Source organism: Arthrobacter sp. K5, from assembly GCF_040448525.1.
Classification (GTDB): Bacteria; Actinomycetota; Actinomycetes; order Actinomycetales; family Micrococcaceae; genus Arthrobacter; species Arthrobacter globiformis.
The window spans coordinates 4,427,655-4,445,208 of record NZ_CP159279.1; the positions used below are offsets into that span (position 1 = coordinate 4,427,655).

10 protein-coding genes and 3 rRNA genes are annotated in these 17,554 nt (G+C 62.7%); 5 read left to right on the forward strand and 8 right to left on the reverse strand.

The annotated features are described in order from the left end of the window. Window positions 1-28 precede the first annotated feature (28 nt). Window positions 29-1,429 carry a GAF domain-containing serine/threonine-protein kinase gene (locus ABRP34_RS20195; RefSeq protein ID WP_353711544.1) on the reverse strand — a complete coding sequence of 467 codons (1,401 nt, stop codon included), beginning with the start codon at window positions 1,427-1,429 and terminating at the stop codon, window positions 29-31. Between the two features lie 140 nt (window positions 1,430-1,569). Continuing rightward, window positions 1,570-1,827, reverse strand: coding sequence for a hypothetical protein (locus ABRP34_RS20200; protein WP_003806089.1), 258 nt, complete (start codon window positions 1,825-1,827; stop codon window positions 1,570-1,572). A gap of 691 nt (window positions 1,828-2,518) precedes the next feature. Here ABRP34_RS20200 and ABRP34_RS20205 point away from each other — a divergent pair. The 3 genes from ABRP34_RS20205 (at window position 2,519) to rrf (ending at window position 7,982) form a co-directional block, all read left to right on the forward strand. After that, window positions 2,519-4,042: ribosomal RNA gene (locus ABRP34_RS20205) — 16S ribosomal RNA — on the forward strand. 543 nt (window positions 4,043-4,585) lie between these two features. Then, window positions 4,586-7,711 (forward strand): 23S ribosomal RNA (locus tag ABRP34_RS20210). A 154-nt stretch (window positions 7,712-7,865) separates the two neighbouring features. Continuing rightward, window positions 7,866-7,982 (forward strand): 5S ribosomal RNA (rrf, locus tag ABRP34_RS20215). Together the 16S, 23S and 5S rRNA genes form the textbook arrangement of a ribosomal RNA operon. 120 nt (window positions 7,983-8,102) lie before the next feature. Here rrf and ABRP34_RS20220 read toward each other — a convergent pair. Further along, window positions 8,103-9,050 carry a patatin-like phospholipase family protein gene (locus ABRP34_RS20220; RefSeq protein WP_353711545.1) on the reverse strand — a complete coding sequence of 316 codons (948 nt, stop codon included), beginning with the start codon at window positions 9,048-9,050 and terminating at the stop codon, window positions 8,103-8,105. A gap of 300 nt (window positions 9,051-9,350) precedes the next feature. On the opposite strand from ABRP34_RS20220, the gene ABRP34_RS20225 reads away from it, so the two are divergent. Continuing rightward, window positions 9,351-10,205 carry an SDR family NAD(P)-dependent oxidoreductase gene (locus ABRP34_RS20225; RefSeq protein WP_353711546.1) on the forward strand — a complete coding sequence of 285 codons (855 nt, stop codon included), beginning with the start codon at window positions 9,351-9,353 and terminating at the stop codon, window positions 10,203-10,205. Window positions 10,206-10,339: 134 nt separating this feature from the next. Here ABRP34_RS20225 and ABRP34_RS20230 read toward each other — a convergent pair whose 3' ends face one another. The 5 genes from ABRP34_RS20230 to ABRP34_RS20250 all read right to left on the reverse strand — a co-directional run bounded on the left by ABRP34_RS20230 (window position 10,340) and on the right by ABRP34_RS20250 (window position 16,978). Next, window positions 10,340-12,487: an EAL domain-containing protein gene (locus ABRP34_RS20230; RefSeq protein WP_353711547.1), complete on the reverse strand. Its 2,148-nt coding sequence runs from the start codon at window positions 12,485-12,487 to the stop codon at window positions 10,340-10,342. Between the two features lie 152 nt (window positions 12,488-12,639). Next, the gene (locus ABRP34_RS20235; RefSeq protein ID WP_353711548.1) at window positions 12,640-14,025 is read right to left on the reverse strand and encodes a UDP-glucose/GDP-mannose dehydrogenase family protein; all 1,386 of its coding nucleotides are present in this window, start codon (window positions 14,023-14,025) and stop codon (window positions 12,640-12,642) included. Then, window positions 14,022-15,176, reverse strand: a complete 1,155-nt coding sequence (locus tag ABRP34_RS20240) for a glycosyltransferase family 1 protein (RefSeq protein WP_353711549.1) — start codon at window positions 15,174-15,176, stop codon at window positions 14,022-14,024. The genes ABRP34_RS20235 and ABRP34_RS20240 overlap by 4 nt, the downstream gene beginning before the upstream one ends. A gap of 80 nt (window positions 15,177-15,256) precedes the next feature. After that, window positions 15,257-15,502, reverse strand: a complete 246-nt coding sequence (locus ABRP34_RS20245; protein WP_085929181.1) for a hypothetical protein — start codon at window positions 15,500-15,502, stop codon at window positions 15,257-15,259. A 39-nt stretch (window positions 15,503-15,541) separates the two neighbouring features. Further along, complete coding sequence (locus tag ABRP34_RS20250; RefSeq protein ID WP_353711550.1) at window positions 15,542-16,978, reverse strand: SPFH domain-containing protein; 1,437 nt, start codon at window positions 16,976-16,978, stop codon at window positions 15,542-15,544. A gap of 290 nt (window positions 16,979-17,268) precedes the next feature. Here ABRP34_RS20250 and ABRP34_RS20255 point away from each other — a divergent pair, with 290 nt between their 5' ends. Next, window positions 17,269-17,478 carry a DUF2945 domain-containing protein gene (locus tag ABRP34_RS20255; RefSeq protein WP_353711551.1) on the forward strand — a complete coding sequence of 70 codons (210 nt, stop codon included), beginning with the start codon at window positions 17,269-17,271 and terminating at the stop codon, window positions 17,476-17,478. The last annotated feature ends 76 nt before the right edge of the window (window positions 17,479-17,554 follow it).

A 17,554-nucleotide genomic window follows, 5' to 3' on the forward strand; every position in this document is an offset into this window, starting at 1 on the left:
ATGTCCTGACATACGCCTCCCGGCGGGGCTAGTTCACGATGCCGGAATCCTGGGGAGTGCCGGGCAACCCCGCGGCGGCCTCGAGCCGCAGTTCAAGGTCCGCCATGACCATCGCCGCCAGGTCCCGGAGGTTGGCGTTGTCCTCGGCGGTCATGGTGCGCGGTTCGAAGTCCAGGATGCACAGGGTGCCGAGGTTGTAGCCGTCCCGGGTCTTGAGGGGAGCGCCGGCGTAGAACTTCAGGCCGAAGTCACCCGCGACCAGCGGGTTGAGCAGGGTACGGGGGTCTTCCGGGGCGTTCTCCACCACCCAGAGCCCGTCCTGCAGGATCGCCGACGCGCACAGGCCAGGGTCCCTGCTGATCTGCTCAACATCGACGCCGTGGTGGGACTTGAACCAGATCCGGTCATGATCAACGATCGACACGATGGCCACCGGCACCGAGAAGAGCCTGGCGGCCAGCGCCGTGATCCTGTCGAAGGCGCCGTCCGGGGGAGTGTCGAGGATGCCGTAGCTGTGCACCGCCTGCATCCGGGCTTCCTCGTCTGCAGGTATGACAGCGGCATCCACCTTGTGCTTGCCGCGGCTGCTCTGGGACAGCTCATACAGGGCCTGGCTCACCTCGCTGGTTGACGGCCTGTCCTCCGGATTCCGCGCCGTCATCGCGGCCAGGAGGAGCCGCCACTCGGGATCAACGTCGTCAGGGATATGCGGGTCGTCCATGAGGCGGGCGAGGGCGCTCTGCAAGGGGTCACCCGGGAAGGCTTGCTGCCCGGTGAGGCTTTCAAGCAGCACCAGGCCCAAGGAGTACACATCACTTGGTGGCCCGATGGGCTCGGCTTTCGCCTGCTCCGGGCTGAGGTAGCCCGCGGTGCCGAGGAATCCGCCGTCGTGCAGGTCCGGCGCGTCGGCCATGAGCGCGATGCCGAAGTCCGTCAGCTTTGCGTGCATTCGCGCGGTGTCGTGCTGGTAGTCGAATACCAGGATGTTTCCGGGCTTCACGTCCCGGTGAACCACGCCGCTTTCGTGGATGTAGGCGAGGGCATCGGCCACGTCGTAGCCCATCTCGGCCGTGTGGCGGGAGGAGAGGGGGCCTTCGCTGAGGCGGCGCTTAAGATCCGGGCCTTCCACGAGTTCCATTACCAGGTAAATGAGCGTGCGGCCGGCTTCCGTCCGGTCCACGCCGGCGTCAAGGAGTGTGATCAGGCTGTGGTGGTTCAGGGATGCGAGGACTTTGACTTCGGCGTCATCGTCGCGCGCTGTTTCCTGCGCGGCGTTGCTTCTGTTGATGACCTTCAGGGCCACTTCGCGCTCGAGGGAGTCGTCGACGGCCCGGTAGACGTTGGCCATAGCGCCGGAACCGATCTGTTCCACCACCCGGTACCTTCCGCCGAGGACTGTGCCTTCTGCAATGCCGGGTTGTACGGCCATGAGGTACCTTAATTTCCCGCCGGGCCCGGGGGCTCGGCGCTGTTAGTGCGTTGAAGCGTTGTGACAGCAGTGTGCGCCTGATACAGGGTTTTGGGTACGCAGAAAGAGCCGATATGCATCGGCTCTTTCTGTGGTTCCGCCTAGATAAGGCTGGGGGCGCTCGCCAGGATGTAGTCCGCGGCTGCGGGCCCGGTCATGGCCAGCTCACAGTTCGCCGGATCAATGCCGCGCTCCCGGAGAGCGGCAAACAGGGAGTCAGGGGCGGCTGGCTGCAGCTTATGAATCAGGCACCAGCTGGTGTAAAGGCCAAAAAGCTCGTCGGGACCGAGAACTGTGTCGGTTTCCCGTTCCGTGGTCAGCGCCTCGGCGATGAATTGTTCAAACTTGGTGGCGTCCATTTTGGGCTCCTTTAAGGGCATGTACATTGATCCGCCGTTTCTGCTTCAGCGATAAACGGATCTCCGCCCATGGGGGCCGTCGATCTATTTGAAACTTATGCGAGACAGACTGTTCTGTCTAGTTGAGCCGGTAATGCGCAGACCTAGTACTTGGGATAACCGCTACTGATGAGTACGCGCGTTGCTCTTGGGTGCCCTTCGGCCGGCCGGGCGGTTGCACTCCTGTGCTTAGGTGTTAGTGAAGTACGCCGGTCTCGGCTCGATTTGCACGTGCCTCCGGGGCCGTGTAAAGTCATTCGAGTCGCCGCCGCTGAAGCGGAAAGATAGCGACCGACCCCCTTTCTGACAGCCTGAAAAACGGTGCACTTAGCGGTGTGCCGGACACGGGCCGGGGACCTTCCTGCAAGCGGAAATCGCGGAAACGCTGATTTGCAAAGCTTCGCCGGGTCGGGTAAGTTTGAAAAGTTGCTCCGGAGCGATCCTGAACGTTGGTTTGGGTGGTGCCGGGTGTGTCTGTTGTTTGAGAACTCAATAGTGTGCCAAGTTTGTTGATACCGATTTTTTTATGAATTGGTTGATTGTGCCGGGCTGCCCACCCCCGTGGTGTGGCCTGGTGTTTTTAGCTGGTTTCAAATTTTGTGCAGCCTTCGTTCCTGTTATTTCCGGGGGTGTTGGTTGTGTCTGTTTTACTTCAACGGAGAGTTTGATCCTGGCTCAGGATGAACGCTGGCGGCGTGCTTAACACATGCAAGTCGAACGATGATCCGGTGCTTGCACCGGGGATTAGTGGCGAACGGGTGAGTAACACGTGAGTAACCTGCCCTTGACTCTGGGATAAGCCTGGGAAACTGGGTCTAATACCGGATATGACTCCTCATCGCATGGTGGGGGTGGAAAGCTTTTGTGGTTTTGGATGGACTCGCGGCCTATCAGCTTGTTGGTGAGGTAATGGCTCACCAAGGCGACGACGGGTAGCCGGCCTGAGAGGGTGACCGGCCACACTGGGACTGAGACACGGCCCAGACTCCTACGGGAGGCAGCAGTGGGGAATATTGCACAATGGGCGAAAGCCTGATGCAGCGACGCCGCGTGAGGGATGACGGCCTTCGGGTTGTAAACCTCTTTCAGTAGGGAAGAAGCGAAAGTGACGGTACCTGCAGAAGAAGCGCCGGCTAACTACGTGCCAGCAGCCGCGGTAATACGTAGGGCGCAAGCGTTATCCGGAATTATTGGGCGTAAAGAGCTCGTAGGCGGTTTGTCGCGTCTGCCGTGAAAGTCCGGGGCTCAACTCCGGATCTGCGGTGGGTACGGGCAGACTAGAGTGATGTAGGGGAGACTGGAATTCCTGGTGTAGCGGTGAAATGCGCAGATATCAGGAGGAACACCGATGGCGAAGGCAGGTCTCTGGGCATTAACTGACGCTGAGGAGCGAAAGCATGGGGAGCGAACAGGATTAGATACCCTGGTAGTCCATGCCGTAAACGTTGGGCACTAGGTGTGGGGGACATTCCACGTTTTCCGCGCCGTAGCTAACGCATTAAGTGCCCCGCCTGGGGAGTACGGCCGCAAGGCTAAAACTCAAAGGAATTGACGGGGGCCCGCACAAGCGGCGGAGCATGCGGATTAATTCGATGCAACGCGAAGAACCTTACCAAGGCTTGACATGGACCGGACCGCCGCAGAAATGTGGTTTCTCCTTTTGGGGCCGGTTCACAGGTGGTGCATGGTTGTCGTCAGCTCGTGTCGTGAGATGTTGGGTTAAGTCCCGCAACGAGCGCAACCCTCGTTCCATGTTGCCAGCGCGTAATGGCGGGGACTCATGGGAGACTGCCGGGGTCAACTCGGAGGAAGGTGGGGACGACGTCAAATCATCATGCCCCTTATGTCTTGGGCTTCACGCATGCTACAATGGCCGGTACAAAGGGTTGCGATACTGTGAGGTGGAGCTAATCCCAAAAGCCGGTCTCAGTTCGGATTGGGGTCTGCAACTCGACCCCATGAAGTCGGAGTCGCTAGTAATCGCAGATCAGCAACGCTGCGGTGAATACGTTCCCGGGCCTTGTACACACCGCCCGTCAAGTCACGAAAGTTGGTAACACCCGAAGCCGGTGGCCTAACCCCTTGTGGGAGGGAGCCGTCGAAGGTGGGACTGGCGATTGGGACTAAGTCGTAACAAGGTAGCCGTACCGGAAGGTGCGGCTGGATCACCTCCTTTCTAAGGAGCACCTACAGTCTCTGCGGCCCGTGTAGGCGGGTGTGGAGGGGTTGTCAGGAGTAAAGGCCCGTTGCGCAGACGTTTGTTCTGCGGCGGGTGCTCATGGGTGGAATATCAACGGATAGCGGCCGCGTGTTTTTTTCCTGTGTTTAGTACGGATGGGTTCCCTGTGGGGGTTTGTCTTGGAACGGTGCGGGTGGGGGATGCGTGGTTTAGTGTTTGGCACACTGTTGGGTCCTGAGGCAACAGGGCCGGGGAGGCTGCGGTTTTTGGCCGTGTTTTCCCGGGGCTTGTTTGTTTCTGGTTTCCTGGCTGCACCGGTCATGCGCGTTGGCCCCTTTGGGGGGTTGTGTGTGGGGTGTGTGGTACGGGGTTGTTGTTTGAGAACTACATAGTGGACGCGAGCATCTTTTATAAGAAGCAATTTCCAAGAATATGAACCTGGATCTGGCTGCGCGTGATGATGGCTTCCTTTTTTGGGGGTGGTTGTTGGGTGTGGTTGGTTTTCATGGTTCTCTCGAAAATTACTGATTGATCTTTTGTGGTCAAGTTTTTAAGAGCACACGGTGGATGCCTTGGCATTAGGAGCCGAAGAAGGACGTAGGAATCTGCGATAAGCCTGGGGAGTCGATAACCGGACTGTGATCCCAGGGTGTCCGAATGGGGAAACCCCGCCAGACGCGCGAGTGATCTGGTGACCCGCATCTGAACACATAGGGTGCGTGGAGGGAACGCGGGGAAGTGAAACATCTCAGTACCCGCAGGAAGAGAAAACAACAGTGATTCCGTTAGTAGTGGCGAGCGAACGCGGATCAGGCTAAACCGACCCATGTGTGATAGCCGGCGGGCGTTGCATGGGCGGGGTTGTGGGACTTGTTGTCCTGGTTCTGCCGGACCGGGGAGGTGTGAGTGCTGGTATAGGTGAACGGTCTTGAAAGGCCGGCCGTAGAGGGTGTGAGCCCCGTAACCGTAATGCTGTGTACCGCCTTTGATGAGTATCCCAAGTAGCACGGGGCCCGAGAAATCCCGTGTGAATCTGTCAGGACCACCTGATAAGCCTAAATACTCCCTAATGACCGATAGCGGACCAGTACCGTGAGGGAAAGGTGAAAAGTACCCCGGGAGGGGAGTGAAACAGTACCTGAAACCGTGTGCTTACAATCCGTCGGAGCAGCCATAGTAGTTGTGACGGCGTGCCTTTTGAAGAATGAGCCTGCGAGTTAGTGTTACGTCGCGAGGTTAACCCGTGTGGGGAAGCCGTAGCGAAAGCGAGTCTGAACAGGGCGTTGCAGTGGCGTGATCTAGACCCGAAGCGAAGTGATCTACCCATGGCCAGGTTGAAGCGACGGTAAGACGTCGTGGAGGACCGAACCCACTTCAGTTGAAAATGGAGGGGATGAGCTGTGGGTAGGGGTGAAAGGCCAATCAAACTTCGTGATAGCTGGTTCTCCCCGAAATGCATTTAGGTGCAGCGTTGCGTGTTTCTTACCGGAGGTAGAGCTACTGGATGGCTAATGGGCCCTACAAGGTTACTGACGTCAGCCAAACTCCGAATGCCGGTAAGTGAGAGCGCAGCAGTGAGACTGTGGGGGATAAGCTTCATAGTCGAGAGGGAAACAGCCCAGACCACCAACTAAGGCCCCTAAGCGTGTGCTAAGTGGGAAAGGATGTGGAGTTGCGAAGACAACCAGGAGGTTGGCTTAGAAGCAGCCATCCTTAAAAGAGTGCGTAATAGCTCACTGGTCAAGTGATTCCGCGCCGACAATGTAGCGGGGCTCAAGTACACCGCCGAAGTTGTGGCATTCACATATTTTCCAAGCCTTTGTGGTTCAGGAGTGTGGATGGGTAGGGGAGCGTCGTGTGGGCGGTGAAGTCGCGGTGTAAACCAGCGGTGGAGCCTACACGAGTGAGAATGCAGGCATGAGTAGCGAAAGACGGGTGAGAAACCCGTCCGCCGGATGATCAAGGGTTCCAGGGTCAAGCTAATCTGCCCTGGGTAAGTCGGGACCTAAGGCGAGGCCGACAGGCGTAGTCGATGGACAACGGGTTGATATTCCCGTACCGGCGAAAAACCGCCCATGTTGAACAGGGGATACTAACCGCCCGAGACCTGCCTGACACCCCTTGTGGGTGAAGGGTTTTGGTGGAGCGCGGGACCTGATCCTGGGAGGCAAGCGTATTAACAGGTGTGACGCAGGAAGGTAGCCGAGCCGGGCGATGGTTGTCCCGGTCCAAGGATGTAGGGCGAACGGTAGGCAAATCCGCTGTTCATGTGCCTGAGATCTGACGGGACTCCCGTAAAGGGGGGATTCGGTGATCCTATGCTGCCTAGAAAAGCATCGGCGCGAGGTTTTAGCCGCCCGTACCCCAAACCGACACAGGTGATCAGGTAGAGAATACTAAGGCGATCGAGAGAATTATGGTTAAGGAACTCGGCAAAATGCCCCCGTAACTTCGGGAGAAGGGGGGCCCCAACCTTGAACGGACCGTGCGTCCGGGAGGGGATCGGGGCCGCAGAGACCAGGGGAAGCGACTGTTTACTAAAAACACAGGTCCGTGCGAAGTCGCAAGACGATGTATACGGACTGACTCCTGCCCGGTGCTGGAAGGTTAAGAGGACCGGTTAGCCTCACGGCGAAGCTGAGAATTTAAGCCCCAGTAAACGGCGGTGGTAACTATAACCATCCTAAGGTAGCGAAATTCCTTGTCGGGTAAGTTCCGACCTGCACGAATGGAGTAACGACTTCCCCGCTGTCTCAACCATAAACTCGGCGAAATTGCAGTACGAGTAAAGATGCTCGTTACGCGCAGCAGGACGGAAAGACCCCGAGACCTTTACTATAGTTTGGTATTGGTGTTCGGAGTGGCTTGTGTAGGATAGGTGGGAGACGTTGAAGCCCGGACGCCAGTTCGGGTGGAGTCATCGTTGAAATACCACTCTGGTCACTTTGGACATCTAACTTCGGCCCGTAATCCGGGTCAGGGACAGTGCCTGATGGGTAGTTTAACTGGGGCGGTTGCCTCCTAAAAAGTAACGGAGGCGCCCAAAGGTTCCCTCAGCCTGGTTGGCAATCAGGTGTCGAGTGTAAGTGCACAAGGGAGCTTGACTGTGAGAGAGACATCTCGAGCAGGGACGAAAGTCGGGACTAGTGATCCGGCGGTACATTGTGGAATGGCCGTCGCTCAACGGATAAAAGGTACCTCGGGGATAACAGGCTGATCTTGCCCAAGAGTCCATATCGACGGCATGGTTTGGCACCTCGATGTCGGCTCGTCGCATCCTGGGGCTGGAGTAGGTCCCAAGGGTTGGGCTGTTCGCCCATTAAAGCGGTACGCGAGCTGGGTTTAGAACGTCGTGAGACAGTTCGGTCCCTATCCGCTGCGCGCGCAGGAAATTTGAGAAGGGCTGTCCTTAGTACGAGAGGACCGGGACGGACGAACCTCTGGTGTGTCAGTTGTACTGCCAAGTGCACCGCTGATTAGCTACGTTCGGATGGGATAACCGCTGAAAGCATCTAAGCGGGAAGCTCGCTTCGAGATGAGATTTCCATACACCCTCGGGTGTGAGAGGCCCCCAGCCAGACCACTGGGTTGATAGGCCGGATGTGGAAGCGAGGACTAACGACTCGTGAAGCTGACCGGTACTAATAGGCCGATAACTTACACCACACAAGAACAAAGCATGCTTGCGTCCACTATGTGGTTCCCAACCAACAAACCCGTTGGAACAGGAACCAAAATAAACTGAATAACAACACCACAGTTGTTGTAACCACAAGATTTCCCCCGCACACCCGCACGGGTGTGTGACGGGACACAGGGTTACGGCGGTCATAGCGTGGGGGAAACGCCCGGTCCCATTCCGAACCCGGAAGCTAAGACCCACAGCGCCGATGGTACTGCACCCGGGAGGGTGTGGGAGAGTAGGTCACCGCCGGACAACCATTAGGTCGAGAGCCCCGAACCAGTCATGGTCGGGGCTCTCCCGCATTTAAAGCACCCTCCCCCAGGGCCCCGGCGCATACGCCGGGGCCCCGGCTGGTTAACAGCCCGCCCGGCGTCAGCCCCAGAATTCGGTGAGCCGCTCGGCAAGGACGCTGCCCTGGTTGTAACCAGCCCGGGCAGCGGGCGGACGCAGCGTCAGATCCATCGCATTGGCGCCGAACATGTGCTCGGAGTTGCTATCCGGGAAGATCGTTTCGACTCTGCTGCCGCCTGCGCGCAGCCCGTCGACCTGTGTTGCGAGATGCAGGCCCCAGTCCAGCGGCGTTCGTGTTCTGCCGCCGAATGGCGAGAGCACCAGCACCCGCTGGAATCCGGCGGCCAGATCGGCGTTCTCGGCGTTGGACCGGTAGCCGCCGTCGATATAACTGTTGTCCCCGATCCTGTAGGCGAAGCCACTGGCGCAGCTGGCGGCAACGGCGTCCGTCAGGTCGACTCCGCTGTGGCGGTCGAAGATGACCGGTTCACCGGACTGGGCATCGACCGCTGTGATGAGCACCCTTCGTTGCGGCCAGTGCTGGCTGGGCAGCCGCGCGGCGACGGTCGCGCGCCACCGCTGCTGCACAGAGCCGTCCGACGCCGCATCCATGTCTAGTGCAGCCGCGCCCATTCGGCGGCGCATGTCGGCCGCATCCTCGGCGGCGGCGATGATCTTGCTGGTTCTCTCCATGTGGTCCGCCACCGGCTTGGACGGAACGCGTCCGCCGCCGGATCCGGCCGGACCGGTCCCTTGCTGGCGCCGGGGCTGGGGCTGGGGTGCCGCGGCAAGGATGGCGGCCAGCAGTTCGCCCGGGGTTGCGCCAGCTATCTGGGCCGCGGCCGTGGAGCCGGCTGACGTTCCGATGGTCAGATCGGCTGTGGTCACGTCCAGCCCGGCATCGGAGAGGCCGGCGATGACGCCAATCAGCCACGCATTGCCTGTCGATCCGCCGCCTCCGAGGACCAGCGCTCGGTCGGAGGCCGTTGTGGAGATGAAGTGCAGAGGTGAAGAAGGTGCTGTGTTCATGGGAGTCGCCTTTCGCGGATTGCCTGGCGGCGCTCCCGGAGGCGACTAGCTCAGTCGCGGGATCGTGGGCTGTGGGGGAGCGCCCATTGCGGATACTGCGTTCATGGGTCTCACCTCCTGCCAATAGATCACGATCACCGGCAAGCTATCACTCCGGCGACCGGGCGCGCAATCGGCAGCATGCACTTCCAGCCGGTATCCTGCTCTCGCTTCTGCCCGGGAACATGTCCCGGCCGGGCTCCGTTGTACGTGGGAGGCCGCCTCACGGTTGAGCGGCTCAATCACAGCAAAGGACACCTCATGCCCCAGCGCACCATCGTCATTACCGGCGCCAGCGACGGCATCGGTGCTGCAGCCGCGCGGTACCTGGCGCGGGCAGGCGACCGGATCGTCGTCGTCGGGCGTTCCCCGGGAAAGACCGCAGCGGTGGGTGCGGAACTGGGCGCTGACCACTTCGTCTGTGACTTCGCTGAGCTGGCGCAGGTGCGAGATCTGGCCGCCGCGTTGCGCGAAAGGTACCCGCGAATCGACGTCCTGGTGAACAACGCCGGCGGGATCATGCGCGGCCACGAGCTGACCGTGGATGGCCACGAGAAGACGTTCCAGGTCAACCATCTGGCGCCATTCCTGCTCACGAGCGAGTTGCTGGATATTCTCACCGCCAGCCGTGCCACGATCATCAACACCTCCAGCGCTGCCAACGGGTTCGGACGCCTGGATCTGACCGATCTCAACTCAGAGCGCAGCTACTCGACAAACCGCGCCTACGGCACCGCGAAGCTTGCGAATATCCTGTTTACCGCGGAACTGCAGAACCGCTACGGGAAAGACGGTATCGCGGCGGCTGCCTTCCACCCCGGCGTCGTGGCGACCAACTTCGCTGCGGAGTCCACAAGCTGGTTCCGCCACGCCTACAAAACCGTGTTAAACCGGTTCCTCATCTCGGCCGAGCAGGGCGCTGACACGCTCGTTTGGCTCGCTACATCCACGCCCGGAAGGGACTGGGTGCCAGGCGCGTTCTACGTCAAGCGTGCGCTGGCGAAAGCCAACAGGCAGGCCTACGACGCCGAGCTGGCGAGGAGCTTCTGGGACCGCAGCCTGGAGCTGGTCAGGGCCGGCGAGCCGCTGGAGAAGCCCGAACTGGACAACGCCTGAGGTCCGCTGGCTCCACCTGAACGGGTTTCCCGGGCCCTCAAGGAGGGCCCTGAGGGAGGGTTTGGGGTTGGGCGACGAGAGGTGAGGGAGGGTTTGGGGTTGGGCGACGAGAGGTGAGGGAGGGTTTGGCCGGGTCAGCGGCGCAGGCGCAGACCTTCAAGGGCCTCGAGCGCTGCGGTGGAGCGGCTGATGGCCTGCTCGAGGCCAGCCTCGGATTCGGGCACCGAGAACAGGTAGCCCTGCAGGGCGTCGCACTGCAGATCCGTCAGGTAGGCGGCCTGCGCGGAGGTTTCGATGCCCTCCGCGGTGACGCCCAGACCAAGGCTGTGGGCCATGTTGATCATGGAACTGAGGATCGGCAGCTTCTCCGCCCCGGTGCGGACCATGGAGACGAAGGACTGGTCGATCTTGACCGCGTCCACCGGCAGGTCCTGAAGCCGGCCCAGCGAGGAGTAACCGGTGCCGAAATCATCGAGCGCAACCCGCACGCCGGCGCTGCGCAGGCTCGCCAGCTGGCTGATCACATGTTCGTCGGCGTCGAAAAACACGCTCTCCGTCACCTCCAGCACCAGCTGTCGGGGGTCCATGCCATGGGACTCGGCCATGCCCAGCACACTGCCGGCGAAATCGCAGTCCCGCAGCTGCACGCCGGACACGTTGACCGCCAGGGAACGCCCGGCGTCGGCTGAAAGCCAAGGTCCAAGCTGGATAAAACTTTCCCGCATCATCTGCAGGCCGACCACCGAGATCAGTCCGCTGCGCTCCGCCGTCGGAATAAACTGCGACGGCGGGACATTCCTTCCGTCGCGCTCCCACCGTGCCAGCGCCTCGAACTGGATCACCTCACCCAGCCGAGGCGAGACAACCGGCTGGTAGCTCACGCTGATCTGGTCGTTGTCGACGGCGAGCCTCAGCCCCGCTTCCATGTCCGTCCGCTGCACCAGGGCCGTCATCATCGCTGGCTGGAACCGCATGTACCGGTTCTTGCCCGCCGCTTTGGCCGCGTACATCGCCACGTCCGCGCGGCGCAGCAGCTCCGACGCGGCCACCGCGTCCTCACAGAGCGAAGCGATTCCCAGGCTCAGGCTGGGCCGCAGCATGGACCCTTCGATCCATACCGGAACATTGAGCGACTGCACGATCCGCTCCGCGACGGACTCGGCATCTGTGGCTCCGGTCAGAAGCACGACGAACTCGTCACCGCCCAGCCGTGCCACCGTGTCGTCCGGCCGGACGCATGCCCTCAGCCGGCGGGCCACCTCCACCAGCATCTGGTCCCCTGCGGCATGGCCAAGGATGTCGTTGACCTCCTTGAAGTCGTCAAGGTCCAGAAGGAGGACGTCGACGGCGGCACGGCCGCCGCCGTGCAATGCTTCGGACAGCTCGTCATGGAACAGCTTGCGGTTCGCCAACCCGGTCAACGGATCCTGGAACGCCATGGCTCTGAGCTGTTCTGCCTGCTCGGCGAGGTCCGCCATCGCCTGCCGCGCCTGCTCCTGGGCCCGGCGCCGCGGCGTCACATCCCGGAAGCTCCAGACCCTTCCCACTACCACGTTGCCCACCCGCTGCGGCCGTGAATAGCGCTCAAAAGTACGGCCGTCGCGGAACTCCAGGATGTCGTGGCTTTCCGCGGCGGGGTGCGCGTACAGCTCGTTGACCTTGTCCACGAAGCTCTCCGGGTGCGAGAGGAGACCAAGCACATGATTCATCACTGCGGCGTCGTCGCCGGTGGCCATCAGTTCGCGCGGGATACCCCACATCTTGGTGAACTGCTCGTTGATGCCGGCGATATTGCCGTCGATGCCCACCACCAGGATTCCGTCGGCCGTGGACTCCAGGGTGGCGCTGAGCAGCGACATCGCCTCCCGCAGCTCGGCGTCGGCCTCCTGCCGGTGAAACGTGGGCCGGACCGACGCGACCAGGCATGGGCCGCCGTCGGAGTCCAGCAGCGAGCAAGCCACCTCGCCGTGGAACTCCGTGCCATCACTGCGCAGGCCGTAGGACTCGAAAGGGGTCTGTGCGGCGGCGCTGTCTCCGTTCTCAGTACGCAGGCTGGCGAAGAGCCGGTCGAAACCGCTGCGGTAGCCTTCGGCGAGGAGCATCCGGTGGTCCTGGCCCACGAGCTGAGGCCTGCCGTAACCGAAGAGCCGCTCGGCGGCGGCATTGGCCTGGGCAATGACCCCGTCGCCCGCCACCACCAGTACCGCGTCCGGCAGCGCATCGAACAGGGCAGCGGAACTACCGGCCGGCTCCCCCTCAGGGCGCGGGGAAGCCGCTGTCATGCCACCGTTGCGTGAGACCGCGAGAAACTCATTGAGCGTCCACCCCCTCACCAAAGATGGTACCGCTGATCGAGCTCGTCGAGATGGAGCGTCAGCTGGTTTCGATCCCCGCCGGCACCCTAACCTCGCGAGCTCAACCAGCGGACGGAGGATCAGCCGGCAGAGATGTGCTCAGTCAGCGCTGCCGCCTGGTTCGTGCCGAGGCCGCGCACCGTCCAGCCTTCCGCCTGCCACGCCGCCGCGTCCAGGACGTTGCGCGCGTCCAGCACCGTCCGGCGTCGTACCAGCTGCCCGACGGCGGCCGGCGACAGGTCGCGGTACTCGGCCCATTCGGTCAGCAGCAGCACCAGCTCGGCACCCTCGAGCGCCCTCGCGGCAGAGGCCTCGAAGCGAAGCTGCGGAAAGCGCATCCACGAGTTGTTGATGGCCTTCGGATCCGTCACCGTGACGTGCGCGCCGGCCGAGGCAAGCCGGAGCGCGACGTCGAGGGCGGGGGAGTCGCGGATGTCGTCCGTGTCCGGCTTGAACGCCGCGCCCAGCACGGTCACCGTCCGGCCGGCGATCGAGCCGCCGCAGAGTTCCTTGGCAACTTCCGCGGTCCGGGCACGCTGGCCGAGGTTGATGGAGTCCACCACGCCCATCCAGTCCTCCACGGACCGGACCTCCAGCGCCTGCGCCTGGGCCCGGAAGCTGCGGATGTCCTTGGGCAGGCAGCCGCCGCCGAAACCCAGCCCGGCATGCAGGTACCGGTTGCCGATGCGCGGGTCCATGCCCATCGCCTCGCTCAATTCGGTGACGTCGGCACCGGCTGCGTCGCATAGTTCGGACATGGCGTTGATGAAGCTGACCTTCGTCGCCAGGAACGCGTTCGACGCCGATTTGATCAGTTCCGCAGTGGCGAAATTGCACACGAGCCGCGGAATGCCGGCACGCAGCAGCGGCTCGTACACCGCGTCCAGCACGGCGGTCACACCGCGGGCCGCTCCCTGCGTCCCGTCGCTGCGGCGCCCGAAGGCGCCCTCCTTGCCGCCGCGCACCCCGTACACCAGCCGGTCCGGCACCAGCGTGTCCTTCACCGCCGTGCCCTGCCGCAGGAACTCTGGATTCCAGCCGAGCAGCACGTCAGGCCGTGCCGCGAGGATGCGCCCCAGCTTGTCAACAGTCCCCACGGGCACCGTGGACTTACCGACGACGGCGGCACCCCGGCTCAGGTGCGGAAGGAGACTTTTGCTGGCGGAGACCAGGTAGCTGAGGTCGGCGCCGTCGGACGTCTTCGATTGCGGCGTGCCCACGCAGAGGAAGTGCATCTGCGCGCCGGCGGCGTCGGCGAAGGCAGTGGAAAAGCGCAGGCGGCCGGTGGCCCGGCCGTCGCGCAGGAGTTCGTCCAGTCCCGGTTCGAAGAAGGGGGCCCGGCCCCCGGCCAGCTGCTCGACACGTGCGGGGTCGACGTCGATCCCCACCACCGTATGGCCCATGGACGCGAGGGTGGCCGCGTGCACCGCGCCGAGGTAGCCGCAGCCGATCACGGAAATCTTCACAGGGACACTCCTCGTTTCGTTTCGATGCCGGTGATCGGCTGTTCCGCTATCACCGAGCGGTAATGCCGGACCAGTTCCGCGCACAGGGCTGGCCACGTCCGGCCCTGTACCGAGGCGTGAGCCGCCGCGGCGAACGCGCGGCGCTTGGCGTCGTCGCCCGTCAGGTCCATCACGTGCCGGCGCAGGCCGGCCAGGTCACCGGGTTCATAGAGCCAGCCGGTGCGGGAATTTTCCACCAGATCCAGGGGGCCTCCGCGGCCCGTGGCCACCACCGGAACCCCCGATGCCATGGCCTCCTGGATGGTCTGGCAGAAGGTCTCGAACTCGCCCGGGTGGACGAACAGGTCGAACGACGCCACGGCCCGGGCCAGCTCCTCGCCGCCGAGGAATCCGGTGAACACGGCGTTGGGAAGGGCTTCCTCCAGCGCCGCCCGCTGCGGACCGTCACCCACAATCACCAGGCGGGTGCCGGGAATGTCTGCCAGCACGGCAAGGTCCTCCACTTGCTTCTCCACCGCCAGCCGGCCCACATAGCCGATGATCCGCTCACCGCCCGGCGCCACGGAAGCCCGCCATACGTCGTCGCGCTTTTCCGGTGCAAAACGCGCGGTATCCACACCGCGCCGCCACATACCCACCCGCAGGATCCCGCGGCCGCGCAACTGGTGCAGCGCGAAAGTGGACGGCACCAGCGTCCGGGACGCCAGGAGATGAATGTTTTCCACCCTGTTCCAGGCCCAGTTCTCCAGGAACGGCACCCCGTACCGGGCGGCGTAGCTGGGAACCTCGGTCTGGTAGATGGCCACCGTGGGGATCCCCAGCTGATGCGCGGCCTGCGCTGCCCGCCAGCCGAGCACGAACGGCGACGCCAGGTGGACCACGTCTGGTGCGTAGTCGGCAAGGATTCTCTTGACCCGGTACACACCTCCCAGCGCCACCCGAACGTTCGTGTAACCCGCCAGCGGAACGGAGGGCAGCCGGTGCACAAACGCGCCGTGCACAACGTCCAGAACATCAGCGTCCGACGTCGACGGCGCAATCACCAGTACCTCATCGCCCCGTTCCTGCAGGTGCTCAAGCACTCGCAGGATGGAGTGCGTGACTCCGTTCATCAGTGGCAGGAATGATTCGGCAACGATAGCGATCCTCACCCCTCAACGGTGTTCCCGCCGTCTAACCATGCGGGGGAGCGGGCGTTACCGTGAAGGGAAGGTTGGGTTAACAGGCGGGGCTAGCGTCCCTCGTGGCGGAGAATGTCCGGCAGCTCGTCCACGAAGACGGTCTGCGGCGGGTCGAGGTAGATGACCAGCACCTCGTCACCGACCGGAAAGACACTGACCTTGTCGAACGGGTAGGCGTGGAAGGCGCTGACCCCGCCACGGTACGGGAGCATGACCTCCCCGACGGTGCCGGGGCCGATCCGCCCGGTGACCCGGCCGATCTTCCCGGTCAGGCTCCGGTCAACGTTTCTGTGCACCATGGTCCTCGACCTCCCCGGGCTCCCTCGACCCCTGTCCTAGGCGCCGGGCTGCTTCGGCTGTTGCTTGGCGTGGCCCTGCCCGTTTTTCAGGGCAGTCGACAGCCGCGGCAGGAACGAGCCGGCCTGGGTGATGATCCCGCCGACCATGCTGTTGACCCCGTCAGCGCCGTTCAGGACGGTGAGCTGGTCGACGTGTCCGAACGGTTCGGCGGCCGCCGCCACAATGGCCGGCATGTTTTCCGCCAACTGCTGGGCGATGACGGCATCCTGGTTGCTTTCGAGGGCCTCGCCGCGGGCCTTGATGCCCTCAGCCTCCGCCAGCGCTTTGGCTTTGATGGCGGACGCTGCTGCATCGCCGCGCGCCTTTGTGGCTGCCGCCTCGGCTTCACCGGTCACCCGGGTGGCTCCTGCAGTTGCCGCGGCCGCGGTCGCATTGGCCTGGGCTTCGACTTCCACCCTGCGGGCATTGGCCTGGGCCTCGAGTTCCGTCCGCTTGGCCCGCGCTTCGGCGGCACTGATGTCCGCTGCCTTCTGTGCCTCAGCTTCTGTTCTCTGCGCGTAGGCCTTGGCGTCGGCGGGCTTGCGGATGGTGGTCTGCAGCTTCTGTTCCTCGCGGTCCGCCTCGAGCTTGGCCACTTCCGTTTCCTGGACCACCACCTGCTGGCGGGCTGTGGCGTCGGCCAGCGGACCCGCCTGCGCCGCATTGGCCCTGGCTCGCTCCGCGTTCGCCTGTGCCACCGACTGTTTGATGGCGGAGACACTCTGAGCGTCGGCGATCTGTGCGGCGGCCTCCGCCTCCCGCTCCGCGGCTTCGCGGTTCCGCGTGGCCTCGGCGATGCGGGCTTCCATCTTGACCTGGGCGATGTGCGGTTTGGCGATGTTCTGGATGTATCCGGTGGGGTCCTGGAGGTCCTTGATCTGCAGGGAATCCACCACGAGGCCGAGCTTTTCCATTTCCACGCCGCTCGCCCCGCGGACCTGGGAGGCCAATTTATCGCGCTCGCGGATAATTTCCTCGACGGTCATGCTGCCGATAATGGAGCGCAGGTGTCCCTCGAAGACGTTGTACACCTGGCTTTCCATTTTCGGTTGCTGGCCAAGAAACCTTCGGGCGGCATTGGCGATAAAGGCAGGCGCATCCCCGATTTTATAAATCACGACGCCTTCAACCACCACCTGGATACCCTGGGACGTTACGCAGGAGACCTTCAGCTCCGTCTCGTTCAGGGTGAGGGACAGTGTCCGGACCGTCTGCAGGCCGGGAACCACCAGCGCGCCCTTTCCGGTAACGATCTTGAAGTCCATTCCGTCGGTGCTTTCCAGGGTTCCGCGAGTCAGACCGGAAATAATGAGGGCCTCGTTTGGCTCGGCCACCTTCCACATGAGTTTGACGGCCAGCCAAATAACCAGAACGCCCAGAAGCACCGCGACAACAGTGACTATCAGGGGCAGGATGGCTGCCAGGTTCTCCATGGCGGTGTCCTCTCGGTGCAAGTAGAAGCCCACGTGTTATGTCCGACCCTATTCGCCGGGAAATCCTGCCGAATAAGCACGGGAATTGCGATGCCGGGAATCCTTCAAGGCGCCGGACTGCCAGCTGTAATAGACAGTGTGGTGGTGCGTGAGGGCATAGTCCAGCAATTCCGGCCGCTTCGGGAGAGTGCGCTCTCAAGGCCATCCGAACCTGGTCCGGGCCGTGGCCGGTTGCCGGCACCGGCTGTAGTGTCGGCGGTGATGACATCATCCCGACCCGAGGAGCACGTGTGGCACTGAGCAAAGGCACCGAAGTGGAATGGAACACTCCACAGGGAAAGACCCACGGCAAGATCGTGGAAAAGAAAACCAGCGACTTCGAGCTCGACGGCCACACCCACAGGGCCAGCGACGACGAACCCCAGTACGTGGTGGAGTCCGCAAAGACGGGCGCGAGGGCGGCGCACAAGGCGGGCGCGCTGACTGAGAAGAAGGGTTAGCCGCCGTCTCATCCCAGGCACCTGACCGCAGACAAACGGCCGGCCCGCTCAAGAGCGGGCCGGCCGTCGCCGTCCT